The following is a 23,406-nucleotide window of genomic DNA, read 5'->3' on the forward strand; positions in this document are numbered from 1 at the left end:
TCTAATGTCTAATAACAAAAGAATTTTCGTAGAAAAAAGAGGAATTTTCGATGTTGAAAGTCCAAAAATTTTTGATGAAGTAAAAGCGGTTGTCCCGGCAATTCAAAGTGTGAAAGTATACAATGTGTATGATATTTTCAATTTGAATGACGGAGAATTTGAAAAAGTGGTGAACAACACTTTCGTAGACCCTGTTACTGATATTTTACATACAGAAAACCCTGCAAAAGCTATTCACTTCGGAATGGAATTTTTGCCGGGACAGTATGATCAGAGAGCAGATTCTGCACAACAGTGTATCGCTTTACTGACTGAAAATGAAAAATCAAAAGTAAGAAGTGGAAAATTAATCGAATTTGAAGGAGTTTCCGAAGCTGATCTGGTTAAAATTAAAGACCTTTTGATCAACAAAGTAGAATCTCAGGAAAAGGACTTATCTATTCTGGATATTCCTGCAGATGAAACCCCGTCAAAAGTAATCATCCACGAAAATTTCATCAATTTCAATGATGCTGAACTTGAAAATTTCTACAACAATCATGGTTTTGCATTAGGATTGGATGACCTGAAATTTATTCAGGAATACTTCAAAACTGAAGATAGAAATCCTACGGAAACAGAATTAAAGGTATTAGACACGTATTGGAGCGACCACTGCCGTCACACCACTTTCGAAACACAGTTGTCAGACATTCAGTTTGAAGGTCAGTTCAAACATACATTGGAAACTATTTTCAATGATTATATCGAAAAAAGAAAATTCTTAGGCCGTGAGCTGAAGCCAATTTCCTTAATGGATCTGGCAACAGTATGCGGTAAATATTTCCATAAAACAGGGAATCTTGATAACCTTGTTATTTCAGACGAGATCAATGCTTGTACCATTCAGATCGAAGCAGAATACGACGGTAAAAAAGAGCCTTGGTATTTATTATTCAAAAACGAAACGCATAATCACCCAACAGAAATTGAACCTTTTGGAGGAGCTTCTACTTGCCTGGGAGGGGCTATCAGAGATCCATTATCCGGAAGATCTTTCGTTTTCCAGGCGATGAGATTAACGGGTGCGGCAGACGTTTTAGAATCTGTTGACAAAACATTACCAGGGAAACTCCCTCAGAAAACCATTACAAAGCAAGCTGCCAACGGATATTCATCTTATGGTAATCAGATCGGTCTTGCCACGACAATGGTTTCCGAAATCTATGACGAAGGATACAAAGCCAAGAGAATGGAAGTAGGTTTCGTTACCGGAGCTGTTCCTGTAGACTGGGTAAGACGTGAGAAACCTGAAAATGGTGATTCAATTATTATCTTAGGAGGTGCAACAGGTCGTGACGGAGTAGGAGGAGCAAGCGGAAGTTCAAAAGAGCAGAACGAGACTTCTATCCACACGATGAGTTCTGAAGTTCAGAAAGGAAATGCTGTAGAAGAGCGTAAAATCCAGAGATTATTCAGAAGTCCTGAAGTAACGAAGTTGATCAAAAAATCAAACGATTTCGGAGCAGGAGGAGTTTCTGTGGCAATCGGTGAAATTGCAGACTCTTTAGAAGTAAACCTTGATGTATTACCATTAAAATATGAAGGATTAAACGGAACCGAGCTGGCTATTTCTGAGTCTCAGGAAAGAATGGCTGTGGTAGTAGATCCTCAGGATAAAGAAAAATTCATCAAATTCTGTGAAGCTGAAAACATTGTTGCCGTAGAAGTAGCAAAAGTGACGGATTCCGGAAGAATGCAGATGTTCTGGAAAGGAGACAAAATTGTAGACCTTTCAAGAGCTTTCTTAGATACTAACGGATGTTCAAAATCTCAGGAAGTGAAAATCACTCACCTTGAAGAAGTAAAAGAAGAAGCAAAAGCCTTCACAACAGAAAACTTCCTGAACATCTTAAAAGATAAAAATGTAGCTTCCCAAAAAGGACTATTGGAAATGTTCGACTCTTCAGTAGGAGGAACTACCGTAGCAATGCCTTTAGGAGGGAAATACCAGCAGACACTCATGGAAGGAAGTGTGCAGACACTACCGATCTTAGGAGCAAAAGATATTAAAACCGTTTCTTTGGCAAGCTGGGGATTCGATGCTGAAATTTCAAAACAAAACTCATTGCTAGGATCATCTTATGCTGTAGTAGAGAGTGTGGCGAAGATTGTAGCGATGGGAGGCGATTATAAAAACATCAGACTAAGCTTCCAGGAATACTTCGAAAAATTAGGGCAAAATCCTGAAAAATGGGGTAAACCTTTAGCTTCACTTTTAGGAGCTTATGATGCTCAGATCAATTTAGGTCTTGCAGCCATCGGAGGAAAAGATTCCATGAGCGGAACCTATCAGGATCTGAATGTTCCGCCAACCTTGATTTCTTTTGCATGTGCCAACGGAGATAAAGAAAATATCATCTCTCCTGAATTGAAAAGTGCAGGGAACAAACTGTATTTCTTCAATCACGTTGCTCAGGAAAGCGGACTACCAAACTATAATGCTTTAAAAGAAGCTTTTGAATTCATTTTCGAAAACATCAAAGCAGGAAAAATTGTTTCTGTAAAAACAGTGAAAGAAGGAGGTTTGGCAGTAGCTTTAGCAAAAATGAGCTTCGGAAACAGATTAGGTGCTGAAATCAATGCTGAGGAAGCTGTTTTATTGGGTAAAAATATCGGTAGCTTAATCATTGAAGCAAAAGAAGAATTAAGCGATGTAAACCTTCAGTTGATTGGAAAAGTAGTCGAGGATGAAATTTTGAGCATCAACAATTTCAAATTTCAAATTTCAAATCTCGAATCCAGTTTTACTGGTACTTTCGAGAACCTTTTCCCAACAGTAGAAAAAGAAAAGATCACGGTTGAAATTGATGAAAAATCAAACTCAATCCATCCAAGAAATATCATCATCAAAAAACACGGAATCGCACAGCCTAAAGTATTTGCTCCGGTATTCCCGGGAACCAACTGTGAGTATGACACGCTGAATGCATTCCAGAAAGAAGGAGCTGTAGTAAGCAGCTTGCCTTTAATCAATATCAATCACCAGTTACTGGATGAAAGCATTGATGCATGGGTAGAAGAGATCAGAACATCTCAGATTCTGGCATTCTCAGGAGGTTTCTCTGCTGGAGATGAGCCGGATGGTTCTGCAAAATTCATTGTAAACGTTTTGAAAAACGAGAAAATGAAAAATGCAGTTCACGAATTATTAGACAGAGACGGGATGATCATCGGGATCTGTAACGGATTCCAGGCGCTTGTGAAGTCAGGATTATTACCTTACGGAAGAATCAAAGATCTGGATGAAAACTCTCCAACGTTAGCGCACAATGCGATCAGAAGACACATCTCTCAGATGGTTACTGTACAAGTAGTGAATGACGAAAGCCCTTGGTTAAAAGGAATGAAAGGACAAACTTTCACAATTCCGATTTCCCACGGAGAAGGACGTTTCATGGCTTCAGAAGAAGAGATTAAGAAATTGTATGAAAACGGGCAGATTGCTACCCAATACATTGATCTTGATGGAAACATTGCCCACGGTATGCCATTCAACCCTAATAATTCATTATTCGGAATTGAAGGAATTACCAGCCCATGTGGAAAGATCTACGGAAGAATGGGCCACCCGGAGCGTTTTGCAGAAGGTCTTATGAAGAATATACCAACCGCGAATTATCACAACATATTCAAAAACGGTGTTGAATACTTCAAATAACAATACAAGAAAAATGATCGTCATTCATGGCGGTCATTTTTCGTCTTTAAGAGGTTTCTACGAAGAAGCTTCTAACGTTCTGATGAAGGATACAGACTGGAAAGTAGGAACTCTGGACGGCTTTGATGATATCCTTTACGGAGGTTTCGGAGTATTCGAAAACAAAGAAGAAATTGAAATCATCTGGAAAGAATCACAGAAGTCAAAAGAAGACTTAGGTTTTAAGGCTACCCGTGAATTCTATGAAAATAAAATCAGACAGGGAAAACCTTTCAACATAGAATTAATTCAGCAAAAATTAGATGAATTGATAGAAGGAAAAGGGCAAACCCTTTTTGAAATCCTGATTGAAATTATAAAATCACATACGAATATTACACTGAGCCTGGAATGATGAGTAATGAGTAATGAGTAATGAGTGCGAATTTTTAAACCATTAAGAAGAATAAAGATTATAAGAAAAGTTAAGATTCATCGCTGATGAATAAGGCATTCTACTTATAATAGCTTTAGCTGTTGCCTTAATAATTCTTCATCCCTTCAAAAATCTTAATGGTTCAAATAATTTTATTCAACTAGGGCGCAAATTGGTCTATAGCTAAGTGAAACACCCTTGCGAACGAAAAAATTAATATAAAACTTTGCGTCTTTTGCGTTAAAAACTATGCAAGTTGAAAGATATTAACAATTTTTCTCACTATTTTTACTTTAAAAAAGGAAATAACAGAAGTTGAATGAAGAAAATTATTTACGGGCTGTTCTTCGGTGACAGCATTACCTATGGAGAATATGACGGAGTTTTTGGCGGATGGGTAGATATTCTGAAAAGATATGCCCTGCAGAAATTTCATGAAGGAAACGGAGATGAGCTCATTCTGTTCAATCTGGGCATAGGAGGAGAAACCACAGATGGATTGCTCAAAAGAATTCCTCATGAATTGGCTGTAAGAAATTCTGCTGATGGAAATATCGTTTTTCTAAGTTACGGAGCCAATGATCTTGCTGTGAAAGACGGAGTACAGATCGTAGATCCTGAAAAATTTAAAACCAATATCAAAGAAGCTGTTGCCCATGCCAGACAGTTTTCCAATACCATTTATCTCGTAAGCATTCTTCCTTTTTCTCAAAAAATAGATGGAGTAGTGGTAAGTTCCGGAAAGAAAAGAATCAGCGAAGATGTTGTCGCGTATAATCAGATTTTGAAAAATATTGCGGCAGAAGACTCATTGGGATATATTGATTTTTATTCTGCTTTCCTGGATGACAAAGAAATCCTGCTTTCTGCAGACGGTGTACATCCCAACGAAAAAGGCTATGGAATGATGGCTGAAATTGCAATCCCAATCATTGAAAAATATTTATAATGCCCAATTTATTTTCTTACGGAACGCTGCAAAAAGAGCAGGTTCAAATGGAAACCTTCGGAAGACTTTTGCAAGGTGAAAAAGATGTTTTATCAGGATATAAATTAAATATGCTTGAAATTACAGATCCTGAAGTACTTCGGAAAAGCGGCCAGCAATACCATCCTGTTCTTGAATTTTCAGGGAGGGATAATGATCAGGTAGAAGGAGTGCTTTTTGAGGTGACAGAAGAAGAAATTCTTCAGGCAGATGAATATGAAGTTGATGATTACAAAAGAATCGAAACCGTTTTTAAATCCGGAAAAAAAGGTTTTATCTATGTGGGAAAATAGTCATTGCGAGCAACGCGAAGCAATCTCACGATCTCCTATGAAATTCCAACGGGACCTTTGTCATTCCGAGCAAAGCAAGGAATCTAAACTTGAATGTTCTCTCACAGCTTTTGCAAATGAAGTAACTTTTAGACTTAATAGATGCTTTTCTATTAATATGACAAATTTAATACTCAATAGAAGTGGGCTTTAGCCCACTTATCTTATAAATAAATTCATTGGCTTTAGCCCAAATTTAAAAAACTGCTGACAGACCCTTGTCACAACCTGTCCTTATCTTTGCTCTATAACAAAGAATTAATAATGAAGAACGTAAAAATAGCACCTTTTAAAGTCATCGGTATTTCAGTAAGAACCACCAATGAAAATGGACAGGCAGGAAAAGATATTCCGGTTTTATGGGAAAAAATGATCAGCGGGAATATTGTCAATTCAATTCCAAATAAAATAGACAATACCATTTATTCTATCTACACCGATTACGAAAAAGATCATACAAAACCTTATACAACAGTTCTTGGATGTAAAGTGGAAAACCTAGATAACATCCCGGAAGGAATGGTCGGCTATACTTTTGATGGAGGAGAATATGTGAAATTTACCACAAAAGGAGACCTTTCAAAAGACCTGGTGATCAGTGAGTGGCTTAAAATCTGGAATATGGATTTAGGAAGGATATTTACTGCCGATTTTGAAGTCTATGGAGAAAAAGCACAAAATCCATCAGACGCAGAAGTTGATATTTTCATCGCTGTGAAATAAAAAGGGAAAAATCTCATACTTTCACAGACCTTTGAACTGAAGACGTGATATTCCCTTCCTCTGGAGGGGTGTCAAAAATTCAAAGAATTTTTGACGGGGTGGTTAAGCATATAACTTAAATATTCGCCAGCAATATTTCAGATTTCTTTACCCGAAAATATATTTCCAATACACCAAAACCCCAACAATCACCGCAGCAATAGCTGTCAGCACTACAGCACCAGCAGCAATATCTTTAATAAAGCCGATTCTTTTGTCGAAGTTGGGCTGAATGATATCACAGATCTTTTCAATAGCAGTATTGAAAATTTCAGCACTTAAAACAGCGAATGAGGCAATAATAATCAAAGCTGCGTCTGTGCTGTTCAGTCTAAAATATAAAATAAGGAAGAGATTGGCAAAGAATGCCAGAAGCTCAATCTGGAAATTTCTTTCCGTTTTAATCATCATCAAAACACCTCTGAAAGCATGGAGAAAACTTTTATGGATAGGAGGTTTTTGCATGATTGTGAACTTTTCACACAAAGATAGTCTTTGTATTTTGATAAAAAAATGAATCACCAAAGAAATACAAGCATAATGTCAAGGCTCAAAACAAATTAAGGATCTTTGTTAAAAACTCCTCCATATTATTCTTTTCTTTGTTGTATGTATTTATTATATTTGTAGAAACTTATTTTATAAATCTATGAAATTTATTATTTCAAGTGGTGAACTGCAGAAGGCTTTGCAAACTGTAAGTGGCGTAATATCAAGCTCTCAATCGAGACCGATTTTAGAAAACTATCTTTTTGAATTAGACGGAAATAATGTTACCATTACAGCATCTGACGGCGAGACAACTCTTGTTACTTCTCTGGAAGTAAAGTCTGATGATACAGGTAAATTTGCTGTTCCTGCTAAAATTTTTCAGGATTTTATCAAGACATATGGTGAACAGCCTCTGACATTTGTTGTAAAAGACAATGCCGAAGGTACTGGAAGCCAGCTTGAGATTTTAGATGAAAAAGATAATTTCGCAGTAGCATTAGACAATGCTGATGACTATCCTGAATTACCGGAATTCGACGCTTCCCAAAGTGTAACGATGCCGGCAGGAGTTTTGTCTGAAGCTTTGACAAACACACTATTCGCTACAAGTAACGACTCCCTTCGTCCGGTAATGACAGGAGTGCTTTTCCAGTTTGGAGAAAATGAAACCAATTTCGTTTCTACAGACTCCCACAGATTGGTGGTGTACAAAAGAGCAGACCTGATGAATGCTGAGCCGATGGAGTTTATCATGCCTAAAAAGCCTCTTAACATTTTCAAAAATATCCTGGCAAGTTCCAATGAAGACGTTACCATCGACTTCAATGAGAATATGGCTAAATTTACTTTTGGTAAACACATCTGGATCTGTAGACTGATTGATGGAAAATATCCGAATTATACAGCGGTAATTCCAAAAGAAAACCCGAATGTATTGACAATCAACAGAAACTTGTTGTTAGGTGCCATCAAAAGAGCATCTATCATGTCTAACAAATCTACCAACCAGGTAAGATTCAAGCTTTCCGGAAATATTCTTCACCTTCATGCAGAAGATACTGAATATGCCAACAAAGCAGACATGCAGATTCCTTGCGACTATAACGGAGAAGATATCAACATCGGATTCAGTTCCAAATTCTTAACGGAAATGCTGACAATTTTAGGATCTGACGATATCACCATGAAAATGTCTCAGCCTAACAGACCGGGAATCATCGAACCTCTTGATGGTCTTGAAGAAAACGAAAATATCTTAATGTTATCAATGCCGGTAATCGGATTGTAATAGTAAGATAACAAATAATAGAAAGCCGGAATTTTCCGGCTTTTTTTGTAGTCTGCTCTCTGACTTATAGTTGTAAATAGGGGCTAATCGACTTAGGAATCAGGAGCGTTAAGAAAATTTAAATGTAATCCGTTAAAAAATTTCCATTGTTTGAGCATGGACAAAATTTAGAACCGAAGAAGAACCGGACAATCCATGCGAGTTTGGAAATTTTAGGAGTACATTCAAATTTTTAGCGGATGATTCCTGTCTTGAACTTTTGTATACTTTTGCTTCAAGGTAAAAGTATATAAGAAAGAAATGTTGATACGATTGTGAATCATTAGCGTCATTAGTGTTTAAATTAACTCCTCATGGAAATAAAAATACAGTCTTATCCTACCACAGGTTTTCCTTCTGAGTTCACTACAGAAAATTACAGTGTAATTCTATGGAAAGGTTCTGGCATTTTTTCTGTAGACGCTATTAACTATTCTTACAGCGGATACAATATTCTCTTTCTTTCTCCTTATCAGAAGATGAAACTGGTTTCGGAATCGGAGGAAAACATCCATGTACTTTTCTTTCACGGAGATTATTACTGTATAGAATATCACAAGGAAGAAGTGGCATGCAACGGACTTCTTTTCAATAATATTTATCTGAATCCAGGCGTTGAGCTGTCGGAAGAGAGTTATTATTATATTCTTGAGCTTTATAACTATATTCAAAAAGAAGAATCAGAACAACATCCGTTCTCTGAATCCATTATCAAGACCTATATACAGCTTATTCTTGCCATTGGAAGCAAACAGAAAAGCAGTATTGAAAACAATGTGGTTTCTCACGAAAAGCTTCCCAATAAAAATGCTGTAGAATTTCAGAAACTTTTGGAAACATATTTTAAAAATGAAAAAGAACTGTCATTCTACAGCGATAAGCTAAACATTACCAATAATACCTTAAGCAAGGCAGTGAAGAAAGAATTCGCAAAAACAGCAACTCAGCTTATCAATGAGCGAATTATTCTGGAATCTAAAAAACTACTGCATTTAACCTACAGATCTGTAAAGGAAATTGCCTCTGAGCTGGGATTTGAAGACGAATTTTATTTCAGCAGATATTTCAAAAAATCAGTAGGATGTTCTCCTAAAAATTACAGAGAAAAAGTAGGAATATCCGTAGTGGCGAAAATGTCCATGTAATGTCCTGAAATGTCTATGTTGGTGCTGCAGGCATCTGAATACCTTTGGTAAAAAATAAATCACATGAAAAATAGCAGACTTTATCACCAATTATTACAATGGGATGCTTACTTTTTAAATTTTCTCAGAATTTCAATTTTCATCGTTATGGCATGGATTGGAGGCTTGAAAGCCTTTCATTACGAAGCGGATGGAATTGTTCCTTTCGTTGCCAACAGCCCTTTGATGAGTTTTTTCTACAAAAATGCAGACCATAAAGTTATTAATGAAGATAAAAAACGGGTTGCAGAATACACTTTGTATAAAAATCCGGAAGGAAAAGTAGTTCAGAAAAATATCAACTGGCATCAGGAAAACGGAACATACGCTTTTTCTTATGGTTTGGGAACAATGATCGTTGTGATCGGATTCTTGGTGCTCTTAGGAATCTGGTTTCCTAAAATAGGAGCTGTTGGTGGTGCTTTAACGTTTTTAATGTCTCTTGTCACGCTATCATTTCTGATAACAACCCCTGAAGTTTACGTCCCCAATCTGGGTGGAGATTATGCTACCCCTCAATATGGATTTCCCTATCTGTCGGGAGCAGGACGTCTTGTATTGAAGGATATTATCATGATGGCAGGAGGGTTGGTATTATTTTCTGATAGTCTGAAGAAGCTGGTGATACCGTTGGACCAATAGTTTCCTGAAGCAGCAGCAGAAGGATTAACGAAAATTTATTATCTTAAAATCGCTTCTAAATTTCTCTATTTCTCAAAAAAACACGACATTTGTAGCTCGAAAAATCATACCGGAAAAGGGGTGGGATTTCAAATAAAAGTTTCAAAATAGAGCAGATAAAACCTTAGGGTACATCTGACGAATTAAATAAGTAGATAGATTAACAAATGAAAATATCAAACAACTGGCTGAAGGACTTTGTAAAAACGGAATCAAAAACTGAAAGAATCGGTGAATTCCTTACAGATATAGGTCTTGAGGTTGAAGGGATAGATAAATTTGAAAGTGTAAGAGGCAGCCTGGAAGGAATTGTTGTAGGTAAAGTACTTACCTGCGAAAAACATCCGAATGCTGACAAACTGAAGAAGACAACAGTAGATGTAGGAAACGGAAAAGTGTTGAACATTGTTTGCGGAGCTCCTAATGTTGAAGCAGGACAAACTGTTCCTGTAGCCGTTGTCGGAACAAAAATCTATGACAAAACCGGAAACTTTTTTGAAATTAAAGAAGCAAAAATCAGAGGAGAGGTTTCTCAGGGAATGATCTGTGCAGAAGACGAACTAGGTCTTAGCGATGATCACGGAGGAATTATGGTGCTGGATGAAACCAAATATGAAGTAGGAAAAAACTTTGCAGACTATTTCGAATTAACCAATGACGAGGTTTTTGAAATCGGTTTAACACCGAATAGAACAGATGCCATGTCTCACTATGGTGTTGCAAGAGATTTGCATGCTTATCTTTCTACAAACCAATTGAAGTCGCAATTTAATAAAGTTGCTTCTGAAGTTTTGAATAATGAAGGAACTCATGATTTCAAACTGGAAATTGAAGATGCAGAATTGTGTCCAAGATATATCGGAGCGGTTATTGAAGACGTAAAAGTTGCAGAATCACCATCCTGGTTGAAAGACAGATTAAAAGCGATTGGATTAAGCCCGATCAATAACGTTGTAGATATTACCAACTATATTCTTCACGGGTACGGACAGCCGCTTCACGCTTTTGATGCAGATAAAATTGCAGATAAGAAAGTGAAAGTAGGTGTAGTAAAACCGGGAACAAAATTCACGACTTTAGATGGTGTTGAAAGAACATTGAACGGTTCTGAAATCATGATCAAAGACGGTAAAGATAAGCCAATGTGTATTGCCGGAGTATTCGGTGGTGAGAACTCAGGAGTATCTGATACTACAAAAACAATATTCCTTGAAAGTGCTTACTTCAACCCGATTGCTGTAAGAAAAGGAGCAAAAGCACACAGTTTGAATACAGATGCTTCTTTCAGATTTGAAAGAGGAGTAGACCCGAACCTGACAAGAACAGCCATCACTCACGCTATTAAAATGATTCAGGAAATTGCTGAAGGAAAATTAGTAGGTGAGTTACTGGAAGAATATCCTAAAAAAATAGAGGATAACTATGTGATCCTTAGATTCTCTAAAATTGAACAGATTTTAGGAACAAAAATTCACAGAGAAAAGGTAAAAGAAATTTTAAAAGCATTGGAAATTCAGGTTTTAAATGAAATTCCAAACGGTTTTGAAATCTCAGTTCCTGCATACAGAGCAGATGTAACAAGAGAAATTGACGTGATTGAAGAGATTTTAAGAATCTACGGATATAATAAAATTGATGCTCCACAGAAGATTTCGTTTACGCCTGTTAAACTAAGTGCCAACGATCAGGACGAACTGGAAAACAGCTGGGCAAGAACTTTACAAGGTCTTGGTTTCAATGAAGTAATGAACAATTCTTTAACTTCTGTAAAAGATGAAACAGATGCTGTAAAACTATTGAATCCTTTAAGCGGTGACTTAGCATTCATGAGAAAGTCTTTATTAGAAGGACTTCTTCAGAATACAGTATATAACATCAACAGAAAAAATCAGGATATCAAATTCTTCGAATTAGGAAAAATCTATCACAAAAAAGATAAATACGAAGAAAGAAAACAATTGGCATTATTGGTTTCTGGAAGAGATGTTGCCGAAAACTGGCTTCAGCCAAAATCTGCGGTAAGTTTCTATAACCTTAAAGCTTACGTAAAAGTTTTATTGGAAAGACTTGCGGTAGACTACAAGGAAGTTGCTCTTTCTGACGAAAGGTTCTCTGATGCTTTGGCTTATGAGGCAGAAGGTAAAACTTTGGTAAGAATCGGAAAAGTAGCGCCTGCTTTATTGAAAGACTTTGATATCGATCAGGAATGCTTCTACGCTGAAATTGAACTTGAATTTGCTCAGGAATTACGTTCTAAAAATGAATTGAAATTCAAAGACATTCCTAAATTCAACAAAATAAGAAGAGACTTAGCTTTATTGATTGATAAAACGGTAAACTATCAGGATTTATACCAGACGGCTAAGAAGAACAAATCTCCATTCATTAAGAATATTAACCTATTCGATGTGTATGAAGGTAAAAATCTTCCGGAAGGCAAGAAGTCTTATGCCATGAGCTTCGAGTTATTAAACGAAGAAAAGACACTGGAAGAAAAAGAGATTACAGAAGTTATGGATTCTCTGATCAAAGCTTTCCAGAAAGAATTCAACGCTGAGTTGAGATCTTAATATTTGAAAATATATTTCATTAATAATAGGAACGGACTTTTTTAAGTCCGTTTTTTTGTTTTTAATGTATCCATTAATATGTTTCGGCTAAAGCCAAATGAATTTTTTGTTGATAGAAAAACAAGCTCCCTTCGACTATGCTCAGGATTATAGCCCGTTCCTATTGAACTGCATTAGTGATATTAGTGAAAATATTAGTGTTATTAGTGTTTAAAATGGAAATTTTGTATAAAAACAATCTATCCACAGTCTTTATCACTCCGTAAGAGTCTCAATATATTTTATAAACCAATTATAGTATAGATTCCTTGCTTTGCCCGGAATAACAAAGACACCGAAAAATTTTATCGGAGATAAAATCTTTGCATCTTAAACCTGCTGTATATTAAGAAATTTGCGTCTTTGCGTTTTCCAACTTATGACCTCATAATAAGATCTTTTGCTCGGAAAAATATTCAAAATATCAATTGTTAAAGAATAATAAAATTCACGGCAACCCGTTTAAATAATATAATTTCCGTAAATTTGGGTTAATTCAAAAAGAAAAAAATGAAAAATCTTTTTTTAAGTATATGTACAGCGGCAGTATTGGCTTCATGTGGATCCATGACAAGCCCGTCTGCATCTAAAGTAGGAAAAGCTCAGCCTGCTCTTGCCAGCACTAAATGGACTTTGGCTGAAACGGTAAAAGGTAAAGTTCCGACATTGAATATTGAAGGAGAAAAGATCACTGGAAATGCAGGATGTAACAACTATTTCGGAACGGCTACAATAGATCCGTCTACAGGAAGTTTTACAGCAGGACAGATGGGATCTACGAAAATGATGTGCAGCAACATCGGAGTGGAGCAGAACTTTATGGATATGATGGGAAAAGCTAACAAATATGTGGTTTCCGGAAATACTTTGGAATTGTACAAAGACAATCTTTTGCTATTGAAATTTACAAAATCAGAATAAAAAAACAAAAGGAACTCTATTGAGTTCCTTTTTTATGTTTAGAGTGTTATTAATCTTCCTCTTCTTCGTCGTACTTAGCCAACTCTTCGTCGCACCATTTGAACGCTGCTTCTACTACTTTAGTAGCCTCGTCTGCCATCGTTTCTTCATCATCACCTTCAAGATCATCTAACCACTCAACTTCTTCTTCCTCAACGTTTAGGATAAATCTTGGATATTCTGTATGAACTACGAATAGATCCTCTGGAAACTCCGAATTATCTGCTAATAAAAACTTTGGTAATTTCATTTTTTTAATGTTTTAACTTTCTCAAAGATAAATAAAATTATTGATTTAAGATGACTTCAAAAACATTTTTGAAACTTTTTCAGCTTTTTTGCTTTCAGAATAATCGTAGAACCCTTCTCCTGATTTTACACCCAGTTTTCCGGCTGTCACCATATTCACAAGCAATGGGTTTGGAGCGTACTTAGGATTTTTGAAACCATCATACATTACGTTCAGAATGGCAAGGCATACATCAAGACCAATAAAGTCTGCCAATTGAAGCGGACCCATAGGATGAGCCATTCCCAGTTTCATTACCGTATCAATTTCTTCTACACCAGCCACCCCGTTATAAAGTGTTTCGATAGATTCATTAATCATTGGCATTAGAATTCTGTTCGCCACAAAACCTGGATAGTCATTCACCTCTACAGGAACTTTACCCAAAGTTTTACTCATTTCATAAATGGAATCAAAAGTTTCTTTGGAAGTAGAATATCCTTTGATGATCTCTACCAGTTTCATGATTGGAACCGGGTTCATGAAGTGCATACCGATTACTTTATCAGCTCTTTTGGTAGCTGCAGCAATTTTTGTGATAGAAATAGAAGAAGTATTGGTTGCAAGGATACAGTTGGCTGGAGCCAGTTCATCCATCTGACCAAAGATCTTCAGTTTAAGATCCAGGTTTTCTGTTGCAGCTTCTACAATAAGATCTGCAGAACCTGCAGCATCATTCAGTGCTGTAAAAGTAGTGATGTTGCCTAAAGTTTCAGCTTTTTGCTCCTCTGTAAGGTTTCCTTTTGCAATGATTCTGTCAAGATTGGTAGTAATGGTTTTTAAACCTCTGTCCAGAGCTTCCTGGGATACATCTACAAGATTTACTTTAAAACCGCTTTGTGCGAAAGTATGTGCAATACCATTCCCCATGGTTCCCGCTCCGATAACTACAATGTTTTTGATCATTTTTCCTTTATTTTTTATAGATAGTTAAATTTTTTACGTCTGTAAGATCCGATTGTGTGACAACAGCTGTAGAGTCAAAGGAAACATTTCCGGTACTTTGACTTTTCTTATTATTGTTCTGGTTGGAAACAGTGGCTGTTAACCCTCTTATTAATCGTTTTTTCTGATTCTTTGTGAGAAAATCTGTGCCCACGTATAACGTATATTCGCCTTCTCTTCCCATCCCTTTTTGGATCAGGACTTCCAGGCTTTTTATCTGGCTTTTGTTCTTAAATTCTTTCAGAAAACTCATGACAGGTTTATCAGATGGAGGACCACAGCATACACTTCCGTAGCTGATCTCTAAATAATTCTGATTCTTCTGTGAGTAAAAGAATGTGAAAGCCAATAGAGCCGTTGTTATTATTATTTTTTTCATGTTAAATCGCTTTAAAAATAAGCTTAAAATTTTACTTATTAAAATATTCCCAAACCTCTCGGGAAATATCTGAAATCATCCTGCAGTTGACAGCATCAGTTTCCGTTGAATTACTGACAAATACAGCTAATGCATAATGTTTTCCATTAGGTAAAGTAACGATTCCGATTTCATTTTCTGCACCCGTTAAGCCCGCATTATTCTTTCCGGAAGCTCCCGTTTTTCTTGCCACAAGAGTGTTTTTTGGAAGCTGTTCAACCATTTTGTTCAATCCTGTAGAAGTAGACCATAGTACTTTCATCAGATAATCGGTAGATTTTTTGGAAAGTAATTTCCCGTCATAGAATTTTTTAAGGACATCAACTGCTGATTTTGTCGTGCTGTAATTTTCATATTGAACATTCCAGTCTTTATGCATGTCCTCTTCATTATATTTGATCTGAAAACCTTTTACCCCTTTGGAATCCATGAATTTTTGAACAGTCTGGGTTCCTCCCAATAGTCTGAGAAGAATATCACAGCCGTTGTTATCACTTTTGGCAACCGTATATTCAATGACTTCACTTAACGGAACTTCTGCATTCTTTCCGGCATATTGATCACGAAGTGGCGACCATGTATTTTCCAGCAAGTTTGATTGATCCAATTTTATTTTCTGATCCAGAGAAAGTTTTCCCTGATCTACATCGTTCAGAACTGCTGCGGCAATGTGAAATTTAAATACACTCTGCATCGGGAGCTTTTTGTCTGCATTTTTATTGTATGTAAATCCATTTTCAAAACCTAGGACAGAAACACCTACCGTCGCTTTTTTGTTTTTGAGAATTGAGTTTATTTTCTGTTCTAATAAAGAGGTCTGAGCAAAGGTAAATGCTGAAATCAGAAGGAAAAAGAATGCTGTTTTTTTCATAATATGATCATTAAAAAAGCTCTCTTCCGAAGACCGGAAGAGAGCTGCAATTTAAGACAATTATTACTATTTTAATTCAAAATAATTCAGATTAACACCATCATTTTCAAAGACAATTCTGATCTTGTTTTCTCCTTTCTGAAGGCTGATGTTTTTTGCTGAAACCGTTTTCCAGTTTTCATTTCCACCAGTAGATGCCAATGAAACTGTAGCTAAAACTTTTCCGGAAGCTGTTTCAATTCTTACTTTAGAATCATTGGCTGATGCATACCTGATATCAAATGTATAATTTTTGTTTTCTTTGGACTGAATTGTGTACTGAAGCCATTCTCCGTTTTCTGTTTTTCCTACATAATATTGATTCGTCACCTTATCATTACATTTATAAATATCCACCCCATCATTTCTCATCTGCTGTCCGGAGTTCCATTCTGATCTTTTTGCCGGATCACTTACCCAAAGATTGATGAAATCCTTATCCAGATACGCAGCACCCATTCTTCCCAAATCATATTCTGAAGCGAATATTCTTCCCGGAGCCTGATGATTTCCGAAAGGTTTCGTAGAAGCATCTGTAATCTGTCTAAACATCGCATCAATCACATCTCTTTTAATTTCCGTATTGTTTAGTTTATAATGATCGGCAATCTGTAGTAAAGCTTTTTTGGCATACTCTTTAGAAGGTTTTTCACCTCCGTTTTTCCAGTAATCCAATAGCTTTTCATATTCCGGCGTTATTTTTACATTGGTGATTCCTGCAATATTATCAATCTTTTTCATCGGCCAGAAGGCATAACCGATATTATGCTTGCCCAAAAGCTGAATCAGCTCGGTAAACCATACATTGGAATTCTCACCGGTTTCTCCAAGCCAGATCGGCATATTGTGCTTCTCTCTGAGATCAAGAGCAAATTGAATCGTTTGATCATCATTGTAATTCCAGTATTTATGAAAACTGAAGGCCATATTATTATCCCAGATCGCCGGAAGTCCGTTATAATTGTTCCCCCAGCCGTTTCCTTCAATGAAAATAATATGCTTTTTGTCCACCTCTCTGATGGCTGCTGTAATATCTTTCTGAAGTTTCCAGAGCGGAGCATTGGACATTTCATCTGTACCATTCGGGTTTTTACCTGTAAAATTGATGTTGGGTTCGTTAATCAGGTCATACCCTCCGATCCATGGATTGTCTTTATATCGTTCAGCCAGTTTTTTCCAAAGTGCAATTGTTTTTCTCTGATTTTCTTCATTCGCCCAAAGTGAAGGCTTGGATTTGTCATTATCAGAGATGTTCGCATCATTTCCCTGCCCTCCAGGAGCAGCATGAAGATCCAGAATCAAATATATTTTATTATCTGTACACCATTGAAGAAGATCATCTGTCATTTTAAAACCTTCCTCCAGCCACGTATCTTTTCCTTTAGCAGGTTCCTTTTCAATCGGTAGTGTATAAAGATTGTAATGCATAGGAAGCCTTATAGAATTGAATCCTGCTTTGGCCAGAAAGTCGATATCCTGCTTTGTGATTCCATTTTTAAGATAAGCTTTGTAGAACTCATTCATTCCGTCTTCACCAATTAATTCTGCAATTTTCTCCTTAATCTTATACTGAGGGCCTGCAAAATCAGCAGTTTTCAGCATATATCCTTCCTGAAGCATCCAACCGCCCAGCCCAAGGCCTTTCAATTGAATATTTTCACCTTTATCATTAACGATTTTCTGTCCTGAAGTCTTCAGTAATTGTGATGTCCCAAATTGAGACAATAAAAGTGCGGATAATAGAATGGCTCTTTTCATAGTAGTTTCAATGATTTAAATAATAGGAATTTTTTAGAAATTAGTCATAATGAATGGTGGCATCATAGTAAGAATCTACATTCAGACCATTTATTCTGCCAGGAATCCATTGCGTGTGTAAAACAAAATCTTTCAATTGTTTATTGAATTGTTTTTCAAATATATTGTTTTTTTTGTTTTGAAATTCACTTTTTACTGATAAATCCTTAATTTTTCCGTTTTTAGTAATAATAAAAGAAGCTGAAGTGTAGGAATAAAACTTTTCCTTTTTTGAATTATATCCTTGGGGTGTAGGAAATTTTTTTAGATAATCAGTTTGTAGTTTTTCAAACTGATTGTCTGTGGTAGAGCTAGGATAGCGCGAAATATCATCACATTCTTCATATGAAAATATTTCATCGGGATGATTTTTTATAAACAGTTGCTTTGCGGTAAAGCGCAATGAGTCTATAAATTTCTTTCCGAATCTTTTTAAAATAAGTCTGTTCATCTCGATTTCCCGGCAGTTTTCATACTGATCATTCGGAAATCTTACACAAGATATGGGAATTTGCTGTGTTTTTATATGATTCTGATTCAGAAGCTCTATAAATTCCTTTTCACCCAGATAATCATAGCCTAAGCCAGAGAAATTGGTCCAGGTATAATTTTTATAATTGAAATCATTTTGTGCCTGCTTTTTTTGATCATCACAATCTATCTCGTAACCATTTTTTTTCTGATGACAAGATAGCATTGTGATTGCTGCCAAAAATAGTGCAGACTTTATTTTCATGTTAACTGATCAGTTTCATAATCTCTAAAGCTACTTTCAATGCTTCGGTTCCATCTTCAAGAGAAACTTCTACATTTTTGTCGCCCGTAATCGCATCAGCGAAAGAGTTTAATTCATCCAGAATAGCATTGTTAGGCTGGATATTCGGATATTCAAACAGAATCTGGTTCTTTTCTCCCTCTGCATTTTCAATAATCATATCAAATGGAGTAGGGTTTTCAGGAGCATCCTTCATTCTGATCACTTCAGCCTTTTTCTCAAGGAAATCAACGGAAATGTAAGCATCTTTCTGGAAGAATCTGCTTTTTCTCATCGCCTTCATAGAAATTCTGGAAGTGGTAAGGTTGGCCACACATCCGTTTTCAAACTCTATTCTTGCGTTGGCAATATCCGGAGTTTTGCTTACTACACAAACACCGCTTGCGTGGATATTTTTCACTTTAGATTTAGCAATGCTTAATAAAATATCAAGATCGTGAATCATAAGATCCAATACTACAGAAACATCTGTACCACGTGGATTAAATTCAGCCAGCCTGTGGATTTCAATAAACATCGGAGTACTGATGTATTCCTTGGTAGCAATAAACGCTGGGTTGTATCGCTCAACGTGTCCTACCTGTGCTTTGATTCCTCTTTCCTGGCATAAACGAAGAATTTCTTCTGCCTGCTCAAGAGTTTGGGTTACCGGTTTTTCAATAAAGAAATGAAGACCTTTTTCAATAGCCTTTAAAGCATAATCATAATGATAAATTGTAGGAGTGACAATGTCAAGCATGTCAATCTGTTCCAGTAAATCATCAAAATTTTCAAAATATTGATATCCGAATTCGGCTTCTAATTTCTTTCCGTTTTCAACATCTTTATCATGGAAACCTACAAATTCATATCTATCTGACTGATTAAGAAGTTTTAAATGTATTTTTCCCAAGTGTCCGGCACCTACCAAACCTGCTTTTAACATAGCTGTATTAAATTTTTGTAAAGATAGTGAATGTACATTTATAAAATACATGACTTTTCACTTGGAGATATTCAAGATGAAGCCCATGTATTCATTAAAGAAATTACAGTAAATTCACGGTCTGAAAAATAACTATGAAAAGAATAATTTCGATTGTGTTCATCCTGGGATTATGTACTGCAGGATGTATTGGAGATAGTCCATATGACCCGCAGGCTCAATGTGGAACTCCAACAAATCTTATATTTGAAAAAGGAAATAACAAGCTTTCCTGGAGCTTTATAAGTCAGGGCGAAGGATATTTTGAAGTACAGTATGGGGAACAGGGTTTCTCTTTGGGACAGGGAACTACAGTGGTCACCAACAAGTATTTTTATAACCTTCTTCTCTATAAGAATAATAAATACGACCTTTATGTGAGAAAAAATTGTGGAATAGCTAATGGACGGAGCCACTGGGCGGGACCTGTTACTGTTTTGGCTACTAATACAACAACCTGTGTAAAGCCGGAGTATGCAACCTATTCAAAAACAACCTCTTCTGCGAATTCTTCTGTTTTTGATGCTACAGTGTCCTGGGAAAATGATGGCGTTTCTGCATATGAAACTGTTTTAACAACAAGTATTGCTCCTCCTGCAAGCGGAGATTTGGTGTTTGCAGGTCAAAAAGCTATTTATGTAGGATTAAGTAAAACAGTGAATTATAATTTTTTTGTGAGAAAAAAATGTGCTGATAATACCTTCAGCGATTTTTACGGACCTTATCCGATAAAGTGGAATTAAGGAATAAAAACAAAGCAGTCATTTTTTGATTGCTTTATTTTTGTGGATAATTCTTTGCTTCAATTTCTGAAATCTAATTTCTAATTTATTACTTTTGTCAAATGCAGGATTCGTTTGTACATAAAGGAAAAAGAAAGATTTTAGTAGATTACCTTCGAAACAGAATTGGTATTTCGGATGAAAATGTACTTTCGGCGATGAGTGAAGTTCCGAGACACCTTTTTATCGAAAGTATTTTTGAAGATTTTGCCTATGAAGACAGGGCATTTCCCATTCTCGCACATCAGACCATTTCCCATCCTTCCACGGTAGCGGAACAGTCTGAACTATTGAAGGTAAAACCAGGTGAAAAAGTGTTGGAGATTGGAACAGGATGCGGATATCAGACCGCAGTGTTAATGGCGATGAAAGCTCATGTCTATACGGTGGAAAGGCAGAAAGACCTGTTTGATTTTTCCAAAAAGAAACTCAGAGAACTTCATCTGTTTCCAAAATTCCAAAGTTTTGGAGATGGCTTTGCCGGACTTCCCACTTTCGCTCCTTTCGACAAAATAATTGTAACCTGTGGTGCTTCCACATTACCTACAGAACTTTTAAAACAACTGAATGTCGGAGGAATAATGGTAATTCCATTAGGCCCAACGGATGAACAGGTTTTATACCGATTTACAAAAGTAGGTCCTACAGAATTTGAAAAAGAAGAATTTGGAGCCTATAAATTTGTTCCGATGCTCGGGAATACGAATCAATAGTAAGAGATTTCTAAAGAGTGCGTCATTCTGAATGAAATGCAATGTAATGAAGAATCTCATACAGCTTAGTCAATAAAATTCTTTCTCAATCAGAACGGCAAAAGCCTGCTAGTTTGGCTTTTAGAGAATCTATTTTTCATAGATAAAATTCATCTGATTTAATCAAAATTTAAAATCTTTTAACTCGGTTTCGGAATGAAAATTGATAGAATTAAAACCCTCAGTATACAATCACCATCACAGAAAATAAATAGATTTTGAATCGAAACATTCAGATGAAAAGAAATAATTTTTTTAATATTAAAGTTCAATAACCTTACTTTTTGCGAGTGAGGTTTTTTTATTTACAATCATTAAAGAACAGTACAATGAAAGTTTTTATCAATAGAAGAATTCCCGAAACAGGAATTGAAATGCTGAATGAGGCCGGTCTGGAACTTATATTTCCGGAAAAAGAAAACCTTTCTTACGAAGAATGGATTCATTACTGTAAAAACACTGACACCATACTCAATGTGGGCGGAGATTTCAAATATGATAAGAATTTTTTTGATGCCTGCCCGAATGTCAAAGCTATTGCCTTATACTCTGTAGGATTTGATCACGTTGACATTAAAGAAGCTACCCAAAGAAATATTCCGGTAGGAAATACTCCGGATGTTTTGAGCAGGGCTACTTCAGATGTTGCTTTTTTACTGATGCAGTCTGTTGCCAGAAGAGCAAGTTATAATTTTCAGAAAGTAAAAGATGACAATTGGGGTACATTTGACCCTTTACATGCTTTAGGACAGGAGCTGTACGGAAAAACACTCGGTATTTTTGGATTGGGACGTATCGGCTATGAAATGGCTGAGAAATCAAAAAAGGCTTTTGGAATGAATATCATTTACCACAACCGTCATCAAAATAAAGAAGCAGAAAACGAGTTGGGGGCAACTTATGTTTCTTTTGAAGAACTGATTCAGAGATCAGATGTATTGAGCGTACACGCTAATTTCACTCCTGAGCAGAGAGAATTATTCAACTATTCTATATTTGAGCAGATGAAATCAAATGCTATTTTCATCAATACAGCCAGAGGTGGTTTTCACAACCAAAAAGATCTGTATCAGGCACTTGTTGACAGGAAAATCTGGGGAGCCGGTCTGGATGTTACCAATCCGGAACCGATGTCTGCAGATGATCCTATTCTGGGACTTTCAACTGTCTGCATTCTGCCACATGTCGGCTCTGCAACTGTTGAAGCCCGAAATGGAATGGCCAGACTGGCTGCAGGAAATATTATCGCCTTTTCGAAAAATAAAAAAATGCCACATTGCGCAAATCCTGATGTTTATTCTGATTATTCAGCATAACTTGGAATTATTTTTGTTTTAAATATGTAAACCCTTAAATAACATTATCATGATACCGGAAGACAATATTAATGAACAGAACAGAAAGCTGGAACAAATGGATTATAATCCCAATGAAGATATTTTCCAGAAAGAAAAACATATTCCACTTGATGGAGACGGAAATCCTATTCTGGATGAAGATTTTGATGAAGATAAAATAGATAAAGGCTTAGATATCCCTGGAGCTGAAGACGATGATGAAATGGAAGAAATAGGAGCAGAAGATGAAGAAAACAACTACTGGAGTCTCAGCGATAATGAAGATGACCATGAAGAAGAAAACGATGATGTTTTAACCTAAACTTTAACGATACAAAAATCTGCCTTATTGAATTTCAGTAAGGTTTTTTTATATTGAATAATGACTAATATGGGTAAGGGCAATTCCCCTCCCTCGGAGGGGTGGATTCAAAAATTCTTTAGATTTTTGAAGACGGGGTGGTTCCATAGTGCAGCACAATAAAATCCTCCAGCTCCCTCATCACCACATTCAGATTATTCCTCACATCAAAATCACTGATTCTAAAACCAAAAGCCCCAAAGACTCAAGATATTCTTCTCTTATCCCATCATAGACCTGTTTTTCATCATGGCTTGAACCATCTATTTCTATAATGAGTCCTAAAGTTTTCACATAGAAATCAACAATATAATTTCCGATAATCCTTTGTCGGTCAAAGTCTATGGTATAGAATTTTTTTGCACGTACTTTCTTCCAGAAGATCACTTCAGCCAAAATCCGGGCTTTACGTTTTTCTTTTGATAATGCTTTTAAATAGGGATTGTAGGGTAGATTTTCAACGAAATTCCTGCGGATCGGAATTCCGTTGATGATGGTGAGGATTTCTTTCATTGTTGTGTTTTGACCACCCCGTCTTTCAAAGTTAAAAACTTTGAAATCCACCCCTCCGAGGGAGGGGAATTGAGGCGCATTTATTCAAATATAGTATTTAATATCAAATGGTG

The 23,406-nt window shown here is 36.3% G+C and carries 23 protein-coding genes; 14 read left to right on the forward strand and 9 right to left on the reverse strand.

What is annotated here, in order from left to right:
• Positions 1-4: 4 nt before the first annotated feature.
• The 5 genes from DDF69_RS12045 to DDF69_RS12065 all read left to right on the forward strand — a co-directional run bounded on the left by DDF69_RS12045 (position 5) and on the right by DDF69_RS12065 (position 6,158).
• Positions 5-3,700, forward strand: coding sequence for a phosphoribosylformylglycinamidine synthase (locus DDF69_RS12045; RefSeq protein WP_114820989.1), 3,696 nt, complete (start codon positions 5-7; stop codon positions 3,698-3,700).
• Entirely contained in the window at positions 3,681-4,094 is a 414-nt protein-coding gene (locus DDF69_RS12050) for a ribonuclease inhibitor (protein WP_114821134.1), read from the forward strand. Before DDF69_RS12045 ends, DDF69_RS12050 begins: the two co-directional genes overlap by 20 nt.
• A 340-nt stretch (positions 4,095-4,434) precedes the next feature.
• A complete protein-coding gene (locus tag DDF69_RS12055; protein WP_114820990.1) occupies positions 4,435-5,064 on the forward strand; it encodes an SGNH/GDSL hydrolase family protein in 630 nt (209 codons plus the stop codon).
• On the forward strand, positions 5,064-5,396 hold the full coding sequence (locus tag DDF69_RS12060; RefSeq protein WP_114820991.1) for a gamma-glutamylcyclotransferase family protein: 333 nt from the start codon (positions 5,064-5,066) through the stop codon (positions 5,394-5,396). Before DDF69_RS12055 ends, DDF69_RS12060 begins: the two co-directional genes overlap by 1 nt.
• Positions 5,397-5,699: 303 nt before the next feature.
• Entirely contained in the window at positions 5,700-6,158 is a 459-nt protein-coding gene (locus DDF69_RS12065) for a GyrI-like domain-containing protein (protein ID WP_114820992.1), read from the forward strand.
• A gap of 147 nt (positions 6,159-6,305) precedes the next feature.
• On the opposite strand, the gene DDF69_RS12070 is transcribed toward DDF69_RS12065, so the two are convergent.
• A complete protein-coding gene (locus DDF69_RS12070) occupies positions 6,306-6,662 on the reverse strand; it encodes a diacylglycerol kinase family protein (RefSeq protein WP_114820993.1) in 357 nt (118 codons plus the stop codon).
• A gap of 184 nt (positions 6,663-6,846) precedes the next feature.
• Here DDF69_RS12070 and dnaN point away from each other — a divergent pair, with 184 nt between their 5' ends.
• The 5 genes from dnaN (at position 6,847) to DDF69_RS12095 (ending at position 13,411) form a co-directional block, all read left to right on the forward strand.
• On the forward strand, positions 6,847-7,977 hold the full coding sequence (gene dnaN, locus DDF69_RS12075) for a DNA polymerase III subunit beta (RefSeq protein WP_034699704.1): 1,131 nt from the start codon (positions 6,847-6,849) through the stop codon (positions 7,975-7,977).
• Between the two features lie 353 nt (positions 7,978-8,330).
• A complete protein-coding gene (locus DDF69_RS12080; RefSeq protein ID WP_114820994.1) occupies positions 8,331-9,161 on the forward strand; it encodes an AraC family transcriptional regulator in 831 nt (276 codons plus the stop codon).
• Between the two features lie 63 nt (positions 9,162-9,224).
• Positions 9,225-9,842, forward strand: a complete 618-nt coding sequence (locus DDF69_RS12085) for a DUF417 family protein (protein ID WP_114820995.1) — start codon at positions 9,225-9,227, stop codon at positions 9,840-9,842.
• A gap of 206 nt (positions 9,843-10,048) precedes the next feature.
• Complete coding sequence (pheT, locus tag DDF69_RS12090; RefSeq protein WP_114820996.1) at positions 10,049-12,451, forward strand: phenylalanine--tRNA ligase subunit beta; 2,403 nt, start codon at positions 10,049-10,051, stop codon at positions 12,449-12,451.
• A gap of 549 nt (positions 12,452-13,000) precedes the next feature.
• Entirely contained in the window at positions 13,001-13,411 is a 411-nt protein-coding gene (locus tag DDF69_RS12095) for an META domain-containing protein (protein ID WP_047433591.1), read from the forward strand.
• A gap of 49 nt (positions 13,412-13,460) precedes the next feature.
• On the opposite strand, the gene DDF69_RS12100 is transcribed toward DDF69_RS12095, so the two are convergent.
• From DDF69_RS12100 to DDF69_RS12130, 7 genes are all read right to left on the reverse strand, one after another.
• Positions 13,461-13,700, reverse strand: coding sequence for a hypothetical protein (locus DDF69_RS12100; RefSeq protein ID WP_002977986.1), 240 nt, complete (start codon positions 13,698-13,700; stop codon positions 13,461-13,463).
• Between the two features lie 45 nt (positions 13,701-13,745).
• Complete coding sequence (locus tag DDF69_RS12105; protein WP_185144346.1) at positions 13,746-14,642, reverse strand: 3-hydroxybutyryl-CoA dehydrogenase; 897 nt, start codon at positions 14,640-14,642, stop codon at positions 13,746-13,748.
• 10 nt (positions 14,643-14,652) lie between these two features.
• The gene (locus DDF69_RS12110) at positions 14,653-15,063 is read right to left on the reverse strand and encodes a hypothetical protein (protein WP_114820998.1); all 411 of its coding nucleotides are present in this window, start codon (positions 15,061-15,063) and stop codon (positions 14,653-14,655) included.
• Between the two features lie 31 nt (positions 15,064-15,094).
• Positions 15,095-15,973, reverse strand: a complete 879-nt coding sequence (bla-A, locus tag DDF69_RS12115; protein ID WP_114820999.1) for a CGA/CIA family class A beta-lactamase — start codon at positions 15,971-15,973, stop codon at positions 15,095-15,097.
• Between the two features lie 66 nt (positions 15,974-16,039).
• Positions 16,040-17,770 carry a cellulase family glycosylhydrolase gene (locus tag DDF69_RS12120; protein WP_114821000.1) on the reverse strand — a complete coding sequence of 577 codons (1,731 nt, stop codon included), beginning with the start codon at positions 17,768-17,770 and terminating at the stop codon, positions 16,040-16,042.
• A gap of 40 nt (positions 17,771-17,810) precedes the next feature.
• Complete coding sequence (locus DDF69_RS12125) at positions 17,811-18,545, reverse strand: hypothetical protein (protein ID WP_162800918.1); 735 nt, start codon at positions 18,543-18,545, stop codon at positions 17,811-17,813.
• Between the two features lies 1 nt (position 18,546).
• On the reverse strand, positions 18,547-19,509 hold the full coding sequence (locus tag DDF69_RS12130; RefSeq protein ID WP_114821002.1) for a Gfo/Idh/MocA family protein: 963 nt from the start codon (positions 19,507-19,509) through the stop codon (positions 18,547-18,549).
• Between the two features lie 134 nt (positions 19,510-19,643).
• Between DDF69_RS12130 and DDF69_RS12135 the strand changes: the two genes are divergently transcribed.
• From DDF69_RS12135 to DDF69_RS12150, 4 genes are all read left to right on the forward strand, one after another.
• Positions 19,644-20,291: a hypothetical protein gene (locus tag DDF69_RS12135; protein ID WP_114821003.1), complete on the forward strand. Its 648-nt coding sequence runs from the start codon at positions 19,644-19,646 to the stop codon at positions 20,289-20,291.
• A gap of 101 nt (positions 20,292-20,392) precedes the next feature.
• Positions 20,393-21,043, forward strand: coding sequence for a protein-L-isoaspartate(D-aspartate) O-methyltransferase (locus DDF69_RS12140; RefSeq protein ID WP_062671873.1), 651 nt, complete (start codon positions 20,393-20,395; stop codon positions 21,041-21,043).
• 368 nt (positions 21,044-21,411) lie between these two features.
• Positions 21,412-22,398: a 2-hydroxyacid dehydrogenase gene (locus tag DDF69_RS12145; protein WP_114821004.1), complete on the forward strand. Its 987-nt coding sequence runs from the start codon at positions 21,412-21,414 to the stop codon at positions 22,396-22,398.
• Between the two features lie 49 nt (positions 22,399-22,447).
• Entirely contained in the window at positions 22,448-22,741 is a 294-nt protein-coding gene (locus tag DDF69_RS12150) for a hypothetical protein (protein WP_114821005.1), read from the forward strand.
• 201 nt (positions 22,742-22,942) lie between these two features.
• On the opposite strand, the gene DDF69_RS12155 is transcribed toward DDF69_RS12150, so the two are convergent.
• Entirely contained in the window at positions 22,943-23,293 is a 351-nt protein-coding gene (locus DDF69_RS12155) for an endonuclease domain-containing protein (RefSeq protein WP_228411980.1), read from the reverse strand.
• Between the last annotated feature and the right edge of the window lie 113 nt (positions 23,294-23,406).

Origin of the sequence: Chryseobacterium sp. KLBC 52, from assembly GCF_003347605.1 — a bacterium.
Taxonomy (GTDB): domain Bacteria; phylum Bacteroidota; class Bacteroidia; order Flavobacteriales; family Weeksellaceae; genus Chryseobacterium.

Bases quoted from the DNA above. Each gene is read 5' to 3' on its own strand.
- DDF69_RS12045 (WP_114820989.1), top strand. From the start codon at position 5: ATGTCTAATAACAAAAGAATTTTCGTAGAAAAAAGAGGAATTTTCGAT.
- DDF69_RS12055 (WP_114820990.1), top strand. From the start codon at position 4,435: ATGAAGAAAATTATTTACGGGCTGTTCTTCGGTGACAGCATTACCTAT.
- DDF69_RS12060 (WP_114820991.1), top strand. From the start codon at position 5,064: ATGCCCAATTTATTTTCTTACGGAACGCTGCAAAAAGAGCAGGTTCAA.
- DDF69_RS12065 (WP_114820992.1), top strand. From the start codon at position 5,700: ATGAAGAACGTAAAAATAGCACCTTTTAAAGTCATCGGTATTTCAGTA.
- DDF69_RS12070 (WP_114820993.1), bottom strand. From the start codon at position 6,662: ATGCAAAAACCTCCTATCCATAAAAGTTTTCTCCATGCTTTCAGAGGT.
- dnaN (WP_034699704.1), top strand. From the start codon at position 6,847: ATGAAATTTATTATTTCAAGTGGTGAACTGCAGAAGGCTTTGCAAACT.
- DDF69_RS12080 (WP_114820994.1), top strand. From the start codon at position 8,331: ATGGAAATAAAAATACAGTCTTATCCTACCACAGGTTTTCCTTCTGAG.
- DDF69_RS12085 (WP_114820995.1), top strand. From the start codon at position 9,225: ATGAAAAATAGCAGACTTTATCACCAATTATTACAATGGGATGCTTAC.
- pheT (WP_114820996.1), top strand. From the start codon at position 10,049: ATGAAAATATCAAACAACTGGCTGAAGGACTTTGTAAAAACGGAATCA.
- DDF69_RS12095 (WP_047433591.1), top strand. From the start codon at position 13,001: ATGAAAAATCTTTTTTTAAGTATATGTACAGCGGCAGTATTGGCTTCA.
- DDF69_RS12100 (WP_002977986.1), bottom strand. From the start codon at position 13,700: ATGAAATTACCAAAGTTTTTATTAGCAGATAATTCGGAGTTTCCAGAG.
- DDF69_RS12110 (WP_114820998.1), bottom strand. From the start codon at position 15,063: ATGAAAAAAATAATAATAACAACGGCTCTATTGGCTTTCACATTCTTT.
- bla-A (WP_114820999.1), bottom strand. From the start codon at position 15,973: ATGAAAAAAACAGCATTCTTTTTCCTTCTGATTTCAGCATTTACCTTT.
- DDF69_RS12120 (WP_114821000.1), bottom strand. From the start codon at position 17,770: ATGAAAAGAGCCATTCTATTATCCGCACTTTTATTGTCTCAATTTGGG.
- DDF69_RS12125 (WP_162800918.1), bottom strand. From the start codon at position 18,545: ATGAAAATAAAGTCTGCACTATTTTTGGCAGCAATCACAATGCTATCT.
- DDF69_RS12130 (WP_114821002.1), bottom strand. From the start codon at position 19,509: ATGTTAAAAGCAGGTTTGGTAGGTGCCGGACACTTGGGAAAAATACAT.
- DDF69_RS12135 (WP_114821003.1), top strand. From the start codon at position 19,644: ATGAAAAGAATAATTTCGATTGTGTTCATCCTGGGATTATGTACTGCA.
- DDF69_RS12140 (WP_062671873.1), top strand. From the start codon at position 20,393: ATGCAGGATTCGTTTGTACATAAAGGAAAAAGAAAGATTTTAGTAGAT.
- DDF69_RS12145 (WP_114821004.1), top strand. From the start codon at position 21,412: ATGAAAGTTTTTATCAATAGAAGAATTCCCGAAACAGGAATTGAAATG.
- DDF69_RS12150 (WP_114821005.1), top strand. From the start codon at position 22,448: ATGATACCGGAAGACAATATTAATGAACAGAACAGAAAGCTGGAACAA.
- DDF69_RS12155 (WP_228411980.1), bottom strand. From the start codon at position 23,293: ATGAAAGAAATCCTCACCATCATCAACGGAATTCCGATCCGCAGGAAT.